Source organism: Caballeronia zhejiangensis (assembly GCF_022879815.1).
Lineage (GTDB): Bacteria > Pseudomonadota > Gammaproteobacteria > Burkholderiales > Burkholderiaceae > Caballeronia > Caballeronia zhejiangensis.
Map to the genome: position 1 here is coordinate 1,076,467 of NZ_CP084285.1, position 18,366 is coordinate 1,094,832.

The window sequence follows — 18,366 nt, forward strand, 5'->3', positions numbered from 1 at the left end:
ACGCGGACCCATGTTGAAGCTCGATTTCCATCCTGCTGGCCGTCACTTCCTGCAGATCCCGGGGCCGAGCCCTGTGCCCGATCGCATCCTGCGCGCGATGAGCTATCCGACGATCGATCACCGCGGGCCGGAGTTCGGCGCGCTGGGTCTCAAGGTGCTCGATGGCATCAAGAAGATCTTCAAGACGAGCCAACCGGTGGTGATCTATCCGGCATCGGGCACGGGCGCATGGGAAGCGGCGCTTTGCAACACGCTCAGTTCCGGCGACACGGTGCTGATGTATGAGACGGGCCACTTCGCAACGCTATGGAAGAAGATGGCCGAGAGCCTCGGGCTGAAGCCGGAGTTTCTCGGTCTGCCCGGCATCGAAGGCTGGCGGCGCGGCGTACAGGCCGACATGATCGAGAAGCGTCTGCGTGACGACACGAATCACGCTATCAAGGCCGTCTGTGTCGTCCATAACGAAACGTCGACGGGCGTGACGTCGGATATCGCCGCCGTGCGACGCGCGATCGACGCCGCGAAGCATCCCGCGCTGTTGATGGTGGACACGATCTCGGGTTTGGCATCGGCTGACTATCGTCACGATGAATGGGGCGTCGACGTGACCGTTTCCGGTTCGCAGAAAGGTTTGATGCTGCCGCCGGGGATCAGCTTCAATGCGGTATCGGAGAAGGCGCGCGAGGCGTCGAAGCGCGCCACGTTGCCGCGCGCATTCTGGGATTGGACCGACATCATCGAGATGAACAAGCAAGGCTACTGGCCTTACACGCCGAACACGAACCTGCTCTACGGCCTCTCGGAAGCGCTCGACATGATCCTTGGCGAAGGGCTCGACAACGTGTTCGCGCGCCATCAACGGCTCGCGGCCGCGTGCCGCGCGGCGGTGAACGCGTGGGGACTGGAGATTCAATGCGCCGATCCCGCCGTGTATTCGCCGGTGCTGACGGGCGTGATGACACCCGAAGGCGTCGATGCCGATGCGGTGCGCAAGCTCATCTACGAGCATTTCGATCTGTCGCTCGGTACGGGGCTCGGCAAGGCGAAGGGCCGCATGTTCCGCATCGGTCACCTCGGCGATTGCAACGACCTCACGCTGATGGCCGCGCTCACCGGTTGCGAGATGGGACTGAAGCTCTCGGGTATCGCGTTGAAGGACAGCGGCGTGGCGGCGGCGATGGACTATCTGACGAGCCACGTCGCGAAGCCCGCGTTGAAGGCGGCCGCATGAGCGCCGCGTTCGACGCCGATGCGCTCGCGCGGCTTCTCGTCGACGCGCGCGCGCATCGGGCGAAGCTCGACGCGCTGCCCTTGGGCGCACGTCCGTCCGACGCCGACGATGCCTACGCGGCGCAGGACGCGACGCTGCGCGCGCTGAACGCAGACATCGGCGGATGGAAGGTCGGCGCGAAGACGCACGACGGGCCGATCCAGGGTGCACCGCTTCCCGCCGATGGCATGCATAAAACCGGTGCGCGTCTCTCGATGCTCGCGTTCGGCAAGGCCGGTCTCGAACTCGAAGTGGCATTCAGGATCGGCCGGCGCTTCGAACCGAACAGCGGACCGTATAGCGATGAAGACGTGGTCGCTGCGATCGAGTCCGTGCATGCGGCCATCGAAGTGGTCGCGAGCCGTTTCGCCGCGTGGCCCGATGTCGAAAAGCCGTGGCAACTCGCCGATTTGCAGAATCACGGCGCGTTGATCGTGGGCGAGGGCGTGCCTTACGACGCGGCGTTCCCGTTCGTATCGCCCGCGATGGCGTTCACGTTCGACGGCGCGTCGCTTTTCGACGGCGTTCCGGCGAATCCTGCGGGCGACCCGCGGCGCCTGCTCGCGTGGACGGTCAATCACAGCGTGGCGCGCGGGCTCGCGGTCGAACGCGGGACCGTGCTCACGGCGGGTTCTTACACCGGCATCGCGTTTCCGGATGTGCCCGGCACGGCCATCGGCGCGATCGAAGGCTTGCCCGCCGTCGAATTGCATTTCGCATAACGCATTCATAAGGCCAGGAACCGCAAGGCACTCCGGCACTCACCGACAGCGACGATGCTCAATTCCCCCACAGACCGGCTCGTCAAGCCGATTCATCTGATGCCCGCTTCCGCGCGTGCGCGGGTCGCGTCAACGGCGACACCGCTGCAGGCGCGATTGCAGCGCGAGCTGAAAGGCGATGTGTTGTTCGATCGCGCATCGCGCGGACGCTATGCGACCGATGCGTCGATCTATCAGATCGTGCCGCTCGGCGTCGTCGTGCCGAAGGATCAGGACGACTTGCGCGTTGCGCTGCAGATTGCCCGCGACAGCCGCGCGAGCGTGCTGGCGCGCGGCGCAGGCACGAGCCAATGCGGGCAGACAGTGGGCGAAGCGCTCGTCATTGACACGACGAAGTGGCTCAACAACATCATTCACTTCGACAAGGACGCGCGCACGGTCACGGTCGAACCGGGCGTCGTGCTCGATCACCTGAATGCGTGGCTCAGGCCGCATGGCCTCTGGTTTCCGGTGGACGTGTCGACGAGCGCGCAATGCACGATCGGCGGCATGGCGGGCAACAACTCGTGCGGCTCGCGATCGATGGAATACGGGATCATGGTGCATAACGTCGACGCGATCGACGCGATCCTCGCCGACGGTCACGAAGCGCGCTTCGGCAAGCTGTCGTCGATGACGACCGATGCACGCACGCGCGATCTCGTCGATGGTGTGCGGGGCATCGCCATGCGCGAGCAACAGGAGATGCGCGAACGCATCCCGAAGGTGCTGCGACGCGTCGCGGGTTACAACCTCGATGTCTTCGATTGTCAGAGCCCGCTTGCATTCACCAACGACGGCGAGCCGAATCTTGCAAACCTTCTGGTCGGCTCCGAAGGCACGCTCGCGTTCAGCCGTCAACTGACATTGACGCTCGCGCCGTTGCCCGCGCACAAAACGCTCGGCGTCGTGAACTTCCCGAGCTTCTACGATGCGATGGACATGACGCAGCACATCGTGAAGCTGGGGCCGGTGGCGGTCGAGTTGGTCGATCGCACGATGATCAACCTCGCGATGTCGAATCCGGCGTTTCGTCCCGTCATCGCGAAGGCTTTGGTCGGCGAGCCGGAAGCGATTCTGCTCGTCGAGTTCGCGGGCGCTGATCGCGATACGCAAGTAGCAAAGCTTGCGCAGCTCGTCGCGTTGATGAGCGATCTCGGCTTGCCGGGATCGGTCGTGCAAATGCCCGATGCGGGGCCGCAGAAGGCCCTGTGGGAAGTGCGCAAGGCCGGTCTCAACATCATGATGAGCATGAAGGGCGATGGCAAGCCGGTGTCCTTCATCGAAGACTGCGCGGTGCCGCTCGGACATCTCGCCGAATACACCAGTCGATTGACCGATGTATTCAGGAAGCACGGAACCGAAGGAACGTGGTACGCGCATGCGAGCGTCGGCACGCTGCATGTAAGGCCGATTCTCGACATGCGCCGCGACGGGGCCATCAAGATGCGCGCGATCGCCGAAGAAGCCGCGGCGATGGTGCGCGAATACAAGGGCGCGTTCTCGGGTGAGCACGGCGATGGTCTGTGCCGCGGCGAATGGGTGGCGTGGCAATACGGCCCGCGCATCAACGAGGCATTTCGCGAGATCAAGCGGCTCTTCGATCCGGAGAACCGGCTGAGCCCTGATCGCATCGTGGCGCCGCCGAAGATGGATGATGCGCGCAACTTCCGCTTTCCGCCTTCTTATCGCGAGCGTGGATTGACCCCTCGTCTCGACTGGTCGGCATGGAACGTCACCCGCGATCCATTGACGGGCGAGCACGGCGTGCCGGGATCGGGCGGCGATCTGTCCGGCGGGCTCGCGAAAGCGGTCGAGATGTGCAACAACAACGGCCATTGCCGCAAATTCGATGCAGGCACGATGTGCCCGAGCTATCGCATCACGAAGGACGAGCAGCATCTCACGCGCGGCCGTGCGAACACGTTGCGGCTCGCATTGTCGGGACAATTGGGCGATGACGGCCTCGCGAGTCAGGATGTGAAGGACGTGCTCGATCTATGCGTCTCGTGCAAGGGTTGCAAGCGCGATTGCCCGACCGGTGTCGACATGGCGCGCATCAAGATCGAGGCACGCGCCGCATGGACGCAGCGTCATGGCGTTCGATTGCGTGAGCGCCTGATTGCGTTCCTGCCGCGCTATGCGCCGTATGCGAGCCGCATGCCTGCGCTGTCGCATGTTTTCGAATCGAACATGCCGGGCGTGGCGCGCTGGCTGAAGTCGAAACTCGGTCTCGCGCGGCAACGTGCGTTTCCACGTTTCGAAAAACCGTTTCTCGCGAATGCCACGGACAAACCGGTTGCGTCTGTAACTAAGGAAGTCCTGCTCTTCGTCGACACGTTCAACAACTACATCGAACCCGAGAACGCGCGCGCAGCCAAGCGCGTGCTCGAAGCGGCAGGCTATGCGGTTCATCTGAACGTGAAGGCGGCCGAGCGGCCGCTCTGTTGCGGGCGCACGTTTCTTTCCGCCGGTCTCGTCGATGAAGCGAAGGTCGAAGCACGCCGCACGCTCGACGCACTCATGCCTTATGTCGAGCGCGGCGTGATGATCGTCGGCCTGGAGCCTTCATGTCTGCTCTCGCTGCGTGACGAGTTTCTCGGGTACGGCTATGGCGATGCCGCGCGCAAGCTGTCGCAAGCGTCGTTTCTGTTCGAGGAATTTCTCGTGCGCGAAGAAGCGGAAGGGCGATTGCAACTGAAGCTCAAACCGCTCGGTCGATCCAAGGCTCTGTTGCACGGACATTGTCACCAGAAGGCATTCGATGCCGTGCGTCCCATCGAGAAAGTGCTCGGCTGGATTCCGGGGCTCGATGTGAGAACGATCGAATCATCATGCTGCGGCATGGCGGGCAGCTTCGGATATGAAGCGGAACATTACGACGCATCGCAGGCGATGGCGGAGTTGTCGCTGCTGCCGGCTGTTCGCGCCGCACACGATGCGCTGATCGTGGCGGACGGCACGAGTTGCCGTCACCAGATCGCGGATGGTGCACAACGTGAGGCGCTTCATGTCGCGCGAGTTCTCGCCATGGCGCTCGATGCGATGGATTGAAAAGAGCAGGACAAGCGTTTCATTCACCGAAGCAAAAAAAGCGGACATCGACGAGCCGCGATCAGGAGACGAACCATGACATCACCGCGCAAACCACGCATTCGCAAACTGCGCCGCAGAACGCAATAGGCAGGCTCATACCGAGCTGCAGTCCTCATCCGACGTATTCACGTGAAGTTCCGCATGCCGTGACATCGGGCGCCTTTCGACATTCGAAGGTGGCTCGCGCACGCACGCGGCCAACAAGGAGACGATGATGTTCCGTCGAGCCACGACGCGCGTTCTACTATTGCTATGCGCGATGTATTTCATCACCTATATCGACCGGGTCAATGTCAGCACGGCGGCGGCCCAGTTTGGCGCGGAGCTTGGCCTCTCGCACACGCAAGTCGGTTTCGTGTTTTCCGCCTTTGCGTATCCGTATCTCGTGTTTCAGATCATCGGCGGATGGGTCGGCGACCGGTTCGGACCGCGGCGAACGCTCACGCTATGCGCGATCATCTGGGCGGGCGCCACCGTCCTCTCCGGTCTCGCGGGCGGCTTCGTGTCGCTGATCGTGGCTCGCGTGCTGCTCGGCCTCGGTGAGGGCGCGACCTTTCCGACCGCGACGCGCGCAATGTCGAACTGGATGCCCGCCGATCAGCGTGGTTTTGCACAAGGCATTACGCATGCAGCATCACGCATCGGCAATGCAGTGGCGCCGCCGCTCATCGTCTGGCTGATGGTCGCGACGAGCTGGCGCGGCGCGTTCATCATCACCGGCGTCATCAGTTTCCTTTGGGCGCTCGCATGGGTCTTCTATTTCCGCGATAACCCACGCGATCATCCGCGCATCACGGAAACAGAATGCGCGACGCTCGCGACGTATTCGGGTGTGAAGCAACGCACGCCTGTGCCGTGGCGCACGCTGCTCGGCCGCATGGCGCCCGTCACGGCCGTGTATTTCTGCTATGGCTGGGTTCTGTGGCTCTTTCTCGGCTGGATTCCGCAATACTTTCTGCACAGCTATCACATGCAGCTCGGCAAATCGGCGCTGTTCGCCTCGGGCGTGTTCTTCGCTGGCGTACTCGGCGACTGGCTCGGCGGCTCGCTCACCGACCGCATCCTGAGAAAGAGCGGCAACGTGCGGCTTGCGCGCAACGTGATGGTCGGCGTGTGCATGCTGCTGACGCTGCTCTCGCTCGCGCCGATCATGCTGATCTCCAATATCTCCATCACGCTCGCGGCGGTGTGCCTCTCGGCCGGCTTCTTCTTCAACGAAATGACGATCGGCCCGATGTGGTCCGTGCCCATGGATATCGCGCCCAAGCATTCGGGCACCGCGGCCGGCATCATGAATTCCGGTTCGGCGCTTGCGGCGATCATCAGCCCGGTCGTGGGCGGCTGGCTGATCGACCGCACAGGCAACTGGAACCTGCCGTTCACCGTGTCGATGATCCTGATGGCGGCCGGCATCGTCCTTTCGTTCATGATGCGCCCGGACCGTGCTCTGGAAGTCGAGGAGGAAAAGAGCGACGCGGCAGACACCCGCAAGTTCGTCTGACTCGGCGCACGCGGCGGTTCGGTGCATTTTGCATGCATTGAACCGCATCGAATAAAGCATTCAGCATGCAGCATTCAATTCTTGGAGGCGACGTGGCGGAACCATCCATCCTGATCGAGCGTGACGGCGATATCGCGACAGTCGTGATCGACCGGCCCGAGAAGCTCAACGCAATGACCAAGCACTTGTGGCGCTCGCTCGGAGAGACCATCGAGACGCTTTCCGGCGACGACACGCTGCGCTGCATCGTGCTGCGCGGCGCGGGCGAGAAAGCGTTCTCGCCGGGCAACGACATCGCGGAGTTCCGCACGGATCGCTCGAACGTCGAACAGGCGCGTACGTACGGCGCGATCATGCATCGCACTTTGCATGCATTACGCGAGTGCCGGCATCCTATCGTCGCGATGATTCATGGCATCTGCGTCGGCGGCGGTCTCGAAATCGCGGCGATGTCCGATCTGCGCATTTGCGGCGAATCGAGCCGCTTCGGCGTCCCCATCAAGAATCTCGGCCTCGTGATGGCGCATGCGGAAATGGAAGGGCTCGTGCGTCTTGCGGGGCCTGCCGTCGCGCTCGAGATTCTTCTCGAAGGACGCATCTTCGATGCAAAGGAAGCGCTTGCAAAAGGACTCGTCACGCGTGTCGTCGCGGATGGGGAAGTGACGGCGCACGCGTATGAAACCGCGCGGCGCATCGCGGACGGCGCACCGCTCGTCGCGCGCTGGCACAAGCAGTTCGTGCGCCGCGCGATGGAGCCTCAGCCGCTTACCGACGAAGAGCGCGATGAAGGCTTCGCATGCTTCGGCACTGAGGATTTTCGCATCGGCTATCAGGCCTTCCTCGACAAGATCAAACCGCAATTCAAGGGACGTTGACATGGCAGACACGAAATCGACAGTAGCGCCCGGCGCGGGACCGCTTACGGGGATGCGCGTGATCGAACTCGCGCACATCATGTCGGGGCCCATCTGCGGGATGATGCTCGCGGACATGGGTGCCGATGTCATCAAAGTGGAGAAGATCCCCGGCGGCGACGATTGCCGTCGTTTCGCACCCATTCTTGCGAGCGGCGAATCCGCGTCGTTCATGATCGTGAACCGCAACAAGCGCGGCATCGCCCTCAATCTCAAGACCGAGGGCGGCAAGGAAGTGCTGAGGAAGATGCTCGCGAGCGCGGACGTCGTGACGGAGAACTATCGGCGTGGCACGATGGAAAAGCTCGGCATGGGCTACGAAACGCTGAAGGCCGTGAATCCGGGACTCATCTACTGCGCGATATCGGGCTATGGCCGCAGCGGGCCGATGGCCGACAAGGGCGGCTTCGATCTCATCGCGCAAGGGCTGAGCGGTTTGATGAGCATGACGGGCGAGCCGGGGCAGGCGCCGATCAAGGCGGGCTCGCCCGTCACCGACATCAACGCGGGCATCCTCGCGGCGCTCGGCATCAGTGCGGCTTATGCGCGCAAGCAGGCGACCGGTCTCGGGCAGATGGTCGATACATCGCTCTTCGAAGCCGGCCTGCAGCAGATGTACTGGGCCTTCGCCAACTACTTCGCCGATGGCACCGTCCTGCCTAAAGCCGGCTCGGCCAACCCCACGAGCGCGCCGTATCAGGCGTTTCGCACGCGGGACGGCTGGGTGAACATCGGCGCGGCGAATCAGAGCAACTACGAGCGTCTCGTCGGCGTGTTGAATATTCCAGGACTCGCTGAGGACGAGCGCTTCCAGACCAACGCGGGACGTCTGAAGCATCGCGAGGCGCTCGTCGATATCCTGACGGCGCGTCTCATCGAACGCACGACCGACGAGTGGCTCGTTTCCTTCGATGCCATCGGATTGCCGAGCGGCGCGGTGTTGGGCGTGCCGGAAGCGTCGTCGCACGAGCAGGCCATGGCGCGCGGGATGATCGTCGAAACGGAGCATCCGCTTGCCGGCCCGATGCGCGGCATCGGGTTGCCGATTCACTTCTCCGAAGGCTGCACGAAGGCTTCGCGTCCCGCGCCGCTGCTCGGTCAGCACACCGGCGAAGTGCTCGACGAATACGGTTTCGACGAGGCGCGCATTCAGGCGCTCAAGGACGAAGGCGCGATTCTGGAAACGGAGGTTCCCGCGTGAAAGCGACGGGCGAGCAAATGGTTTTATGCATTCATCATGCAGTATGCAGCGCTATGATCGATGTCTGATCCAACTTCGTCGACACCCTCTGCCATGACGCTCGCACCTCCTCCCGCCGCTCGCGCGGGCGATTCGCTCGCTTCGGTCGCCACGCCTTCCCTGATGATCGATCTCGATGCCTTCGACGCCAATCTCGCGGCGATGTCGGCGTTCGCCGCGCGTCATGGCGTCGCGTTGCGTCCGCATGCGAAGGCGCACAAGTGCAGCGAGATCGCGAAGCGTCAGGTCGGCGCGGGTGCGGTCGGCGTGTGCTGTCAGAAGCTGTCGGAGGCGTATCCGTTCGCGGCGGCGGGCATCGCGAGCATTCATGTCAGCAATGAGTTCGTCGGCGCGGACAAACTCGCGATGGCCGTCGAACTCGCATCGCATGTGCATCTTTCGGTATGCGTGGATGCGTTGCCGCAAGTTCAGGCCCTCGGCGACGCAGCGGCACGCGCGGGCGTCACGATCGACGTGCTGCCGGAAGTCGATGCAGGTCAGCATCGCTGCGGCGTGACGAGCGAAGATGCGCTGCTCGCGCTCGTCGACGGCATCGCAGCGCAGAGCGCGCTGCGCTTCGCAGGACTGCAGGCGTATCACGGCGGCATCCAGCACGTCGCGGATTGGATTGCACGCAAGGCCGAAGCAAGCCGCGCCGCCGATATCGCCGCGCGCTACGTCCGCGCGCTCGATGTTCGCGGCGTGCGTTGCGGCATCGTGACGGGCGGCGGCACAGGCACTGTCGAGTTCGATGCTGCGAGTGGCGTCTTCACCGAATTGCAGCCGGGCTCGTATCTGTTCATGGACGGCGACTATGGCGGCATCGGTTGGGGCGGCGAAATGCGCTGGCGTCACAGTCTCTTCGTGCTGTCGACGGTCATGAGCGCCACGCGCCCCGGCATGGCCGTATGCGATGTCGGCCTGAAAGGGCTCGCGGTCGATTCGGGCTTGCCGCGCAGCGTGAACTGGCTCGGTGCGGGCGCCAAGGCCACGTTCAGTTATATCTCCGCGAACGATGAGCACGGCATGCTGCAAGCCCAGCACGATGCTGAAGGCGATTTCGCTGATCTCGTCGGCAAGCGTGTGCTGTTGCTGCCGGGTCATTGCGATCCGACCGTGAATCTCTACGATGAATACGTCTGCTATCGAGGCGAACGCGTGACCGACATATGGCCGATCGACGCGCGCGGTCTTTCGCGCTAAGCCCGTGACTCCTTCGGCGGATAGATCGTGGCGATCAGCGCATCGACGTCGGCAACGATCAGGCCGATCACGAACTGCGCCACTTCCTGCGCGCCGTGCGTCGCTTCCTGTTGCTCGAGCATGGCCCTGAGTTCGTTCACGGCGGAACGTGCGCGCGCGAGCTTCTCATCGTCCTGACGATTCGCTGCAAGCACGCTCGCGAGCGTCTCGAACAAAGCCTGCAATTCGCGACCGGCCGCGCCGAGCCGAGCCGCGCAAGTATCGCGATCGAGGCGCGATACAGCTTTCGCGAGAAAGAGCGCATCGCTATGGAGACGCCGCAGAAACGGTGCGGCCTTGTCGATGGCATCCGAGCGGCGGTTCTGCACGAGCACGATGATGTGTTCGCGTTCGGCTTCCTTCAACGCATCGTCGAAGGCTTTTTGCGCCTCGGTGCTTTGCGTTTCGAGGCGCGTCGCGCGAGCATCATCCCGCTCGCCCGAAAGATGGAGCGCGATCAACTGGCCGAGGCTCTTCAACGTATCGGCGACGCTGCGATGCGCGGCCGTAAGCGCACGATTGGGCCAGAGCGCCGACACGACGAAGGACGAAGCGGCGCCGATCAGAATCTCCAGCACGCGATGCATCGGCCGCTCGAAAGGCGATCCCGGTCCCGCCGGAATCAGCACGACGATCACGAGCGTCACGCACGCAAGCCTGAACGCAGGCCGCTTCGCGCTCAACGCGGCAAGCGGCACGAGCGCGACCGAAAACACCGCGAGCGGCGGCGCGCCGCGGTTCATCGCGACAATGCCGAGCACGCCCGCGATGGCGCCGATGAATGCGCCGATGATCTGATCGCGAGCAATATCGACCGCCTGCGAGAGGCTCGGTTGCGTCACGATGACGAGCGTCGTGATAAGTGCCCAGTAACCTTCGGGCAGTGCGGCCAGTCGTGCGGCGGCATAGCTGATCGCGCAACTCATCAGTGTGCGAAGAAGGCGTCTTGCTTCGGGTGCGCCGAAGAAGGCGCGCACCTGAACTCGAGTACGAGTGATCGAAGTCATGCGGTCTCGGTCGTTGACGAAACGGGACAAGCGAAGGAGACGCGAAGCATGCGCGCCCGTGCTGCATTATGCCAATGTGCACGGTGCGAAAAAATGAAGCTGTTCAGGAAGGGAAAGACAAGGCGGCACATATGCCCGATGTTTCCGGGGCACATGTGCCGCCTTCGTGTCGCGACGTAAGCATCGGCACGGCTTCCACCAGCGTCGCTATATGAGCCTGAGTGGCCGGTGCTGGCATGGCGACCTTATCGGGCCGGCCCGGCGTTGAGCGGGAGTTTCGACGCGCGGGCACTGTCGGCTGTCATCTTTGCACCGCCGGGCTTGTAGCCGTTCGACATCAGCAGGAAGGCCATGATGTCGGCATAGTCCTGGTCCTTCATCTTGCCTGGACGGTCCGCGGGCATGTTGGTGGCCATGTAGGTGAAGATGCCGCCCACGGTGAGATGCGAATTCGACGGCGGTGCGAACGACGGACCTTGCAACGCGGGCGCTGTGATGCCTTGCAACTGTGCCCCATGGCACTTCGCGCACGAGCTCGAATAAAGCGCCTTGCCGTGCGTCGTTTGCGCTTGTTCGAACGTCGGCGGCTCGACGGTTCCCTCATTCGCGACCTTGATGAAGCGGCCGGCGCGCGCGCCATTCATGTCGGCGAGCATGATGCCGGAGTGCTTCGACGGTGCTGCAGAAGACGATGCAGTTTGCACGGGCAACGCCCACTGTTTCGTGAGCGCCTGAAGGCGGCCATCGTCGATCATCGATTTGAGCGCATCGTCGATGCGCGGACGCAACGCAGCGCTCCTGTCGCCGAATGCGAATGCCAGATGCCAGTCCGCGTAGGGCGAATTCGCGGCTGCGACGGTGAAGCTCTGTTGCGGATGCGCAATGCGATAAGCCACGACAGCGGGATACCACACGATCGCACGATAAGCGCGTCCGTTCGCGACTGCATCGACGGTCGATGCCGACGTGTTCTCCAGATCGAGCGTCACGTCGCGCTGCTGCACGGCGATCAGTTGTGCGGGGCTTGCATAGGTCGCGGCGACCGTGCGCTTTGCGGCATCGTTCAGAAGCACGTCAGGCGCTTCGATGCTGACGTAGCCCGCACGCAGATAGCCGCGCGAGAATTGCATCTTGCCACCCGATGCATCGGCGACGGTGGAACGGGGAAAGCCAGCGATCACATCGCAATCGCGCGCGAGCGTCTTGTCGAGTTCGTGAAGCGACACGCCGTCGTCGTCGCCTTCGCCGATACCGTGCGATACGAACGTTGCTGCGATGTTGGCGCGGGCGAAGACCGCTTGCGCGACGCTGCGGTCCAGCGCGGCCGAAGGACTGCCGGGAAACGTGCAGATCTTCACGGCCGCGTCGGAAGCCGATGGTGCGAGCGCGATGCATGCGGCCAGCATGCCTGCTGCGCGAATGGAGTTGAGCGAATGATTCATGTCGAAGCGTCCGGTGATGTCGGTGAGCACCGCAAGCGCGCGGCGATGCGCGCTCGCGGTTCGATCAGCATGGGTCAGGCGCGATTGAGCGCGAACACATAGAGCGTGCCGCCGCGCGGCACCTTGTCCGCGGCCTTCGCCATCGGTCCGCCCCAGATCGGATTGGCGCCACCGTATCCCGCGAGAATGGCAACGTATTCCTTGCCGTCGATCTCGTACACCGAAGGCTGGGCGATGATGCCGCTCGCGAGTTTGGGGCTTTGCCACAAGACCTTGCCGGTCTTTTCATCGAACGCGTAGAGATGGCCGTCGAGCGAGCCGCTGAATGCGAGGCCGCCCGCCGTCGTCGCGACGCCGCCGTTCCAAGGCAGCTTGGTCCAGTGGCTCCAGATCTTCTTGCCGGTGTCGACATCGATCGCCTGCAGTTCGCCGTAGCCCTTGCTGTTCGGTTCCGGCTTGATCTCGAAGCCTTCGCCGAGATAGGGCAGGCCTTCCATGTAGTTCACCGATTTGCCGGACAGGGACATGCACGCATGCAGCGCCGGCACGAAGGCTATATGTTTCTGCGGATCGTATGAAACGGACCACCAGTTCTTGCCTCCGAGGAAGCTCGGACACGTTTCGATGGTCGTGCCGGTCTTCGGATACTTGGCGGGATCCTGAATCGGCTTGCCATCGTCCGTATAGCCTGTGACCGATGTCGCGGTGACGAAGGGCCGCGCATAGATTAGCTTGCCGTTGCTGCGATCGATCGCATGGAAAAAGCCATTGCGGTCTGCGTGAATGATCGCGTCGTAGTCCTTGCCCTGATACTTGATGTTCGCGAGTACCGGCGTATTGACGCCGTCATAGTCCCACGTGTCATTCGTCGTGTATTGATAGTGCCACTTGAGGTCGCCCGTCTTCGGATCGAGCGCGAGCAACGAGTCGGAATAGAGGTTGTCGCCAGGACGAAGATCGGCGAGCCACGGTCCCGGATTTCCGACGCCCCAATAAAGCGTCTTGCTCGCCGCATCATAGGTGCCGGTGAGCCACGCGGGGGCGCCGCCATGCTCCTGCATGCCATCGGGCCATGTGTTGCCGCCGGGCTCCTTCGCGCCGGGCACCGTATAGCGTTTCCACAGCATCTTGCCGTCGTTGGGATCGAGTGCTGCGATGAAGCCGCGCGCGCCATACTCGCCGCCCGAGCTGCCGACGACGAGCGCGCCATCGAGTGCGAGCGGTGCGAGCGAGAACGCATATCCGACGCCCGGATCGAACATCGCCTTCTTCCACACGAGCGAGCCCGTTTGCGCATCGAGCGCGGCCACTTCGCCGTTCAACATCGCGACATAAACGTTCTTGCCGTATAACGCGACTCCGCGATTGACCACATCGCAACATGCGGTCTTGAACGATTTCGCATCGAGATTCGGCTCGTATTTCCAGAGTTGTTTGCCCGTTGCGGCATCGAATGCATAGACGTTGTCCTTGGGCGTCGTCACGAAGAGAAAGCGACCGTTGACGATGGGCGTGGCCTCGAAGCCTTGCTGCAAGTCCTTTGGAAACTTGTAGCTCCACACCTGCTTCAGGTTCTTCACGTTGCTCGTATCGATCTGCTTGAGCGGCGAATGCCCATGACCGTTATACGTGCGGTAATACGTGAGCCAGCCGGGGTCGTCTTGCGCGTTCGCGAGGCGTTCATAGCTGACGTCCGGGTACTGCGCCGGTGTGCCTTCCGCCGCGATGGCAAGATGCTGCGCCACGCTGAACGCAGCGACGGCACCTGCTGCAAGGGCCGCGACGCGCAGGGCCGGACTGAAGCGAATGTTCATCGTTGTCTCCTGGATATTGTCGATGCAACGTCTTATTGAAACTCGATAGCGATGCGAAGCAGTTGCGACGTCATCAAGGCAAGTCATGTGCCATCGACGACCGATACGCGCAATCGCCTTGCTGTACGCGGTTGTCGCGTCCAAAGCGCTCAATGCGGGCGCATTGAGGCGTTATTGAAGAGGTGTTGCATCGTGGAGCAGTGGGACGTTTGACGTGTTGCCCGATGTGACAACGCGAGCTCAGGCGAGCCAACCTAGTCGACGTGCTGCATCGACGAAGCGATAGACATCCGCGGCGAGACCTGCGATGCCGAAGCGCGTCTCCAGTTCGCCGATGATCTCGTCGAGCGCGCGCGTGCCATCGCAGCGTGCGAGTATCTCGCCCGCGCTGCGGTTCAGTTCGACGCTGCCGTGCCGATGAACGATCTCGCACGTTTGCATGTCCGCATGCCAATGCAGCTTGAATGACGCACGCAGGCGCGGGCGCGTGCATGCGTCCGCATGCGCGGTCGTAGAGTTCATGTGGGACGGAAAGGGAAGGGTGCAGGCCCGGGGCAGATTCGCCCCAGGCTTGCCGTCATCGAAGGATCAACGTGTAGCGATGTACATCGTGATCTCGAAGCCGAAGCGCAGGTCGGTGAAGGCGGGTGTCGTCCATTGCATGTTCATCTCCTTGATGATGTTCGAGTTGGATCGCGAGCCGTTTCGCGACCGGTCCTCGAAATGCAAGGTCCATGCCTTCGATCATCGACAGTGCATGTGCACGCTCTTTGCCTTTCAATTCGATTTCGATGACGCGCAATGGATGTGACGATGTTGTTCCGCATCGCAACAAGGGTGTACCGAAGTGAAACACTGCACTGAACAACTCATTGCTCCACCTGTGAACAAGCGGGCATCTTTCGATAGATGGTGTTGCGCGATATGCCCAAGGCGCGCGCGGCGGCGGAGACATTGCCACGATGTTGCGCGAGCGCCGCCGCGATCACGGATGCCGTGACTTCCTGCAGGCGTCCCGAAGCGAGCGCCGATGCAGCGCATGCTTCGGACACGCGATGCACGTTGGCGCGAGGTTCATCGAAGAAGTCTTCCGGTAGATGTTGCCGGCGAATGCAGCCGTCGTCGTCGACCATCGCTGCAGCAGTGCGTAGCAAGTTGCACAGTTGCCTGAAGTTGCCGGGCCACGCATAGCGCTCGAAGAGCGCCATTACGTCATCGTCGATGGACAGGCGCATGCCGCTCCCATCATCGGCGCTTACGGCGTGGAGCATCTTCGTGATCACGGCTGCGAGATCGGTGCGTTCGCGCAATGGCGGTAGTTTGACGACGAGCCCGTTCAGACGGTAGTACAAGTCCTCACGGAAGCGACTCTGCTCGATCATCTCGCGCAGGTTACGGTGCGTCGCGCAGATGATGGCGACATCGACAGGAATCGACTTGCTGGAGCCGAGCGGATCGACGACGCGCTCTTGCAGCACGCGCAAGAGGCGCACTTGCAGCGGGTAGGGCATGTCGCCGATTTCATCGAGAAAGAGCGTGCCGCCATTGGCCTGTAGCAGCTTGCCCGCCGCGCCCTTGCGCCGTGCGCCCGTGAACGCGCCTTCCTCATAACCGAAGAGTTCCGATTCGATCAGGTTCTCCGGGATCGATGCGCAGTTCACCGCGACGAACGGCCCCGCGCGACGCGGCGAATCGCTGTGAATGGCTTGTGCGAGCAGTTCCTTGCCGGTGCCGGTTTCGCCGGTGATGAGTATCGGTATGTCCTTGCCGATGACCTTGCGTACCTTGCCGATGACCGCGGCCACTTTCGGGTCGCCCGTGTCGAGCGATGCGAGCTTCGACGATGAATCGATCGCAGCCGATGCGCGCGGCGCGGATCTCATCGGCACGGACGTGGACGGAGTTTCGACGAAAGGCGCGCGGTTGAGGCGCACGCGGGCGCATACCACTGCGCCATTGTTGAGATCGAGCGACATGTGCGGCGCGCGGCTCGCTTGCGAACGATCGATCAGTTGCGCGCTGGTCAGTCCGAAGAGCGACGACAGCGTATGTGCGCGCAGCGCCGAGAGCGGCAAGCCGAACTGAAACTGCGCGCTGCGATTGGCGGAGAGAAAACGTCCATCGCAGGTGAAGGCCATGATCCCTTCCATCAGCGTGCCGAGAAACTCGGGGCGGCAGTGAAATGCGATCTGCAACATCCCCTGAAAAGTGCTGGAAAACAGGTGGTTTTCGATCATCTGGACGGACATGCGCGCGAGGGCCATCGTGTGTCGATGGTAGCTGCGATGATCGCCGGTGACGTCGAGCACGCCGATCAGATCGCCGTACGGATCGAGAATCGGCACGCTGGAGCAGGTCAGAAAACGATTGGCCGCAAGATAGTGTTGATCGCCGTGCACGACCGTCGGCGAGCGTTCTGCGATGGCCGTGCCGATGGCGTTGGTCCCTTGCCGTTCCTCGGCCCAGTTCGCCCCCGCCCTGAGCGCGACCTTTTCTGCGCGTGCGAGGAAGTCGTCATCGCCTGTGGAGTGGAGGATGAGCCCTTGTGCGTCGGTCAGTACGATCATGCTTTGCGTGTTGACGATCTGTTCACGCAGCGTTTCCATCACCGGCGTCGCGTGCGCGCATAGCACGCGGTTCTGCTCGAGCTTGAGGAGCAACTCGCCTTCGGTAAGCACGTCGTAGTCGGGTCGTGTCGAGGCGTTCAGACCGAATGTCTCGGAGCGTTCGTGCGCCTTGCGTATCGCGGGAATCAGCCAGGCGCTCTGTCGTTCATCGTGGGTAGCCGCGATCTCGTGGATGTTGTCTTGCATCGTCTCCTCCGTTGTGCAAGTGCCGGTCATGTCGCCGGATATTTGAGCGGGGAGAAAAGCAAGTCCTGCGCCAATGAGCGCCGTCGACGGCTGTTGTTGGCTAATCGAAAGGATGCGGGATGTCATCGTGACGCCGACAGCTCCGCGGACGTTGTGTTGGGCTGCGTATGACTCGACGCGCTGACGGAGCACGTGTGTCTGCACCCTGCGAGCGCGCCGCGCAAGGCGCTGCGGGCATTCGAGCGTTGCGCCCGCGCGTTGGCATATCCAATGCAAAAGACCAGGCGAGCGCCGACACACGCTCGATTCGACTCAAACGAACGCTTGCTCATGCACCGTAAGGAGAAACACCATGACGAACCTGAAGCTCGACGATCTGCAACATAGTCAGGAGCTTTCCGCTTCCGAGATGAAGCGCATCATCGGCGGAGACAAAAAGGAGCCAGCCGGCAGACCCATCCATATCGACGCTCAGAGCGGCGTGCTGACGTTCAAGGACGGCTCGAAGTGGACGATGGATCTTGACGGCAAGTTGCATCCGCTGTGATTCGCGCGCATCGATGCTGCGTGCAGGAAGGCCGGACGAGCCTCGCGGCGCGGCCGGCCTTTTGCCTTTTGCCTTTTGCCTTTTGCATTCAGAGTTTCCGAAGGCTTTTTGAGTTACGCGTTTTGCATGCGAAATCAAAGGCCGGTTCGACCCGCCGTCAGCACGAGGCGCAGGCCGAGCATCGCGATGACGCTCGCTGCGAAACGGTCGATCCGCTTCCTCGCCCGCAGATACATCTCGCGCGGACGCTTGCTTGAGAAGCCAAGCGCGACGATGGTGTACCAGCCCGTCTCGATCACGAAGACCATAGGCGGCAATACGAAGTAGCACCACAGCGGAGGATGCTGCGGCAAGAGCGCCGCGAAAATGCTGCCGTACCAGATGGCTGTCTTGGGATTGCTCAGTTGCGTCGAGAGGCCAAGCCAAAAGGACTTTCGAGCGCGCCCGGTGAGCCGGGACGCGCCGTCCGTTGCCGGCATCTCCATCGGCTGCGCGGCGCCCCGCCAAATCTTCGACGCCACATAAATCAGATACAGGCCACCGGCGACCTTCAGCGCGAGATAGAGCCACTCGACGGCAACGAGCAGCGTGTACAGTCCCGCGAGGGCGACGCCGCCGAAGAAGATGCCGCCCACGCCCATGCCGAGCGCGGTCGCGAGGCCATCGGCGCGTGATATGCCGATGGCATTGCGCGCCACGATTACGAAGCTCGGGCCCGG

Annotated in this window: 15 protein-coding genes; 8 read left to right on the plus strand and 7 right to left on the minus strand. The window is 62.5% G+C overall.

Annotated features, from left to right (window positions below; all coding sequences use genetic code 11):
- The first annotated feature begins 10 nt into the window (after positions 1 to 10).
- From LDZ23_RS26065 to LDZ23_RS26095, 7 genes are all read left to right on the plus strand, one after another.
- Positions 11 to 1,231 carry a pyridoxal-phosphate-dependent aminotransferase family protein gene (locus tag LDZ23_RS26065; protein WP_008347825.1) on the plus strand — a complete coding sequence of 407 codons (1,221 nt, stop codon included), beginning with the start codon at positions 11 to 13 and terminating at the stop codon, positions 1,229 to 1,231.
- Positions 1,228 to 1,992, plus strand: a complete 765-nt coding sequence (locus tag LDZ23_RS26070; protein ID WP_008347827.1) for a 2-keto-4-pentenoate hydratase — start codon at positions 1,228 to 1,230, stop codon at positions 1,990 to 1,992. The genes LDZ23_RS26065 and LDZ23_RS26070 overlap by 4 nt, the downstream gene beginning before the upstream one ends.
- Before the next feature lie 54 nt (positions 1,993 to 2,046).
- Positions 2,047 to 5,085 (plus strand): FAD-binding and (Fe-S)-binding domain-containing protein, encoded by a 3,039-nt coding sequence (locus LDZ23_RS26075; protein ID WP_008347829.1) that lies wholly within the window; start codon positions 2,047 to 2,049, stop codon positions 5,083 to 5,085.
- 253 nt (positions 5,086 to 5,338) lie between these two features.
- The gene (locus LDZ23_RS26080; RefSeq protein WP_008347831.1) at positions 5,339 to 6,628 is read left to right on the plus strand and encodes an MFS transporter; all 1,290 of its coding nucleotides are present in this window, start codon (positions 5,339 to 5,341) and stop codon (positions 6,626 to 6,628) included.
- A 65-nt stretch (positions 6,629 to 6,693) separates the two neighbouring features.
- Positions 6,694 to 7,503: an enoyl-CoA hydratase/isomerase family protein gene (locus tag LDZ23_RS26085; RefSeq protein ID WP_008347833.1), complete on the plus strand. Its 810-nt coding sequence runs from the start codon at positions 6,694 to 6,696 to the stop codon at positions 7,501 to 7,503.
- Position 7,504: 1 nt separating this feature from the next.
- A complete protein-coding gene (locus LDZ23_RS26090) occupies positions 7,505 to 8,743 on the plus strand; it encodes a CaiB/BaiF CoA transferase family protein (protein ID WP_081851824.1) in 1,239 nt (412 codons plus the stop codon).
- A gap of 93 nt (positions 8,744 to 8,836) precedes the next feature.
- On the plus strand, positions 8,837 to 9,985 hold the full coding sequence (locus LDZ23_RS26095) for a DSD1 family PLP-dependent enzyme (protein ID WP_008347837.1): 1,149 nt from the start codon (positions 8,837 to 8,839) through the stop codon (positions 9,983 to 9,985).
- On the opposite strand, the gene LDZ23_RS26100 is transcribed toward LDZ23_RS26095, so the two are convergent.
- From LDZ23_RS26100 to LDZ23_RS26125, 6 genes are all read right to left on the minus strand, one after another.
- The gene (locus LDZ23_RS26100) at positions 9,982 to 11,031 is read right to left on the minus strand and encodes an FUSC family protein (protein ID WP_033536186.1); all 1,050 of its coding nucleotides are present in this window, start codon (positions 11,029 to 11,031) and stop codon (positions 9,982 to 9,984) included. The genes LDZ23_RS26095 and LDZ23_RS26100 overlap by 4 nt on opposite strands.
- Positions 11,032 to 11,276: 245 nt before the next feature.
- Positions 11,277 to 12,473 carry a c-type cytochrome gene (locus LDZ23_RS26105; protein ID WP_033536259.1) on the minus strand — a complete coding sequence of 399 codons (1,197 nt, stop codon included), beginning with the start codon at positions 12,471 to 12,473 and terminating at the stop codon, positions 11,277 to 11,279.
- A gap of 74 nt (positions 12,474 to 12,547) precedes the next feature.
- On the minus strand, positions 12,548 to 14,287 hold the full coding sequence (locus LDZ23_RS26110; protein WP_008347842.1) for a methanol/ethanol family PQQ-dependent dehydrogenase: 1,740 nt from the start codon (positions 14,285 to 14,287) through the stop codon (positions 12,548 to 12,550).
- A gap of 240 nt (positions 14,288 to 14,527) precedes the next feature.
- Complete coding sequence (gene pqqD / locus LDZ23_RS26115) at positions 14,528 to 14,809, minus strand: pyrroloquinoline quinone biosynthesis peptide chaperone PqqD (protein ID WP_008347844.1); 282 nt, start codon at positions 14,807 to 14,809, stop codon at positions 14,528 to 14,530.
- Positions 14,810 to 14,875: 66 nt separating this feature from the next.
- Positions 14,876 to 14,950: a pyrroloquinoline quinone precursor peptide PqqA gene (pqqA, locus tag LDZ23_RS26120; RefSeq protein ID WP_008347847.1), complete on the minus strand. Its 75-nt coding sequence runs from the start codon at positions 14,948 to 14,950 to the stop codon at positions 14,876 to 14,878.
- Between the two features lie 206 nt (positions 14,951 to 15,156).
- Positions 15,157 to 17,100, minus strand: a complete 1,944-nt coding sequence (locus LDZ23_RS26125) for a sigma-54-dependent Fis family transcriptional regulator (protein ID WP_008347850.1) — start codon at positions 17,098 to 17,100, stop codon at positions 15,157 to 15,159.
- 352 nt (positions 17,101 to 17,452) lie between these two features.
- Here LDZ23_RS26125 and LDZ23_RS26130 point away from each other — a divergent pair, with 352 nt between their 5' ends.
- Positions 17,453 to 17,647, plus strand: a complete 195-nt coding sequence (locus tag LDZ23_RS26130; protein ID WP_008347853.1) for a hypothetical protein — start codon at positions 17,453 to 17,455, stop codon at positions 17,645 to 17,647.
- Positions 17,648 to 17,781: 134 nt separating this feature from the next.
- Here the strand turns inward: LDZ23_RS26130 and LDZ23_RS26135 are convergent.
- The coding region (locus LDZ23_RS26135) for a LysE family translocator (RefSeq protein WP_244808265.1) at positions 17,782 to 18,366 on the minus strand (585 nt) is incomplete at its 5' end.

Coding starts and splice junctions, on each gene's coding strand:
- LDZ23_RS26110 (WP_008347842.1), bottom strand. CDS start 14,287: ATGAACATTCGCTTCAGTCCGGCCCTGCGCGTCGCGGCCCTTGCAGCA.
- LDZ23_RS26095 (WP_008347837.1), top strand. CDS start 8,837: ATGACGCTCGCACCTCCTCCCGCCGCTCGCGCGGGCGATTCGCTCGCT.
- pqqD (WP_008347844.1), bottom strand. CDS start 14,809: ATGAACTCTACGACCGCGCATGCGGACGCATGCACGCGCCCGCGCCTG.
- LDZ23_RS26065 (WP_008347825.1), top strand. CDS start 11: ATGTTGAAGCTCGATTTCCATCCTGCTGGCCGTCACTTCCTGCAGATC.
- LDZ23_RS26080 (WP_008347831.1), top strand. CDS start 5,339: ATGATGTTCCGTCGAGCCACGACGCGCGTTCTACTATTGCTATGCGCG.
- LDZ23_RS26130 (WP_008347853.1), top strand. CDS start 17,453: ATGACGAACCTGAAGCTCGACGATCTGCAACATAGTCAGGAGCTTTCC.
- LDZ23_RS26125 (WP_008347850.1), bottom strand. CDS start 17,100: ATGCAAGACAACATCCACGAGATCGCGGCTACCCACGATGAACGACAG.
- LDZ23_RS26100 (WP_033536186.1), bottom strand. CDS start 11,031: ATGACTTCGATCACTCGTACTCGAGTTCAGGTGCGCGCCTTCTTCGGC.
- LDZ23_RS26075 (WP_008347829.1), top strand. CDS start 2,047: ATGCTCAATTCCCCCACAGACCGGCTCGTCAAGCCGATTCATCTGATG.
- LDZ23_RS26090 (WP_081851824.1), top strand. CDS start 7,505: ATGGCAGACACGAAATCGACAGTAGCGCCCGGCGCGGGACCGCTTACG.
- LDZ23_RS26085 (WP_008347833.1), top strand. CDS start 6,694: ATGCAGCATTCAATTCTTGGAGGCGACGTGGCGGAACCATCCATCCTG.
- LDZ23_RS26070 (WP_008347827.1), top strand. CDS start 1,228: ATGAGCGCCGCGTTCGACGCCGATGCGCTCGCGCGGCTTCTCGTCGAC.
- LDZ23_RS26105 (WP_033536259.1), bottom strand. CDS start 12,473: ATGAATCATTCGCTCAACTCCATTCGCGCAGCAGGCATGCTGGCCGCA.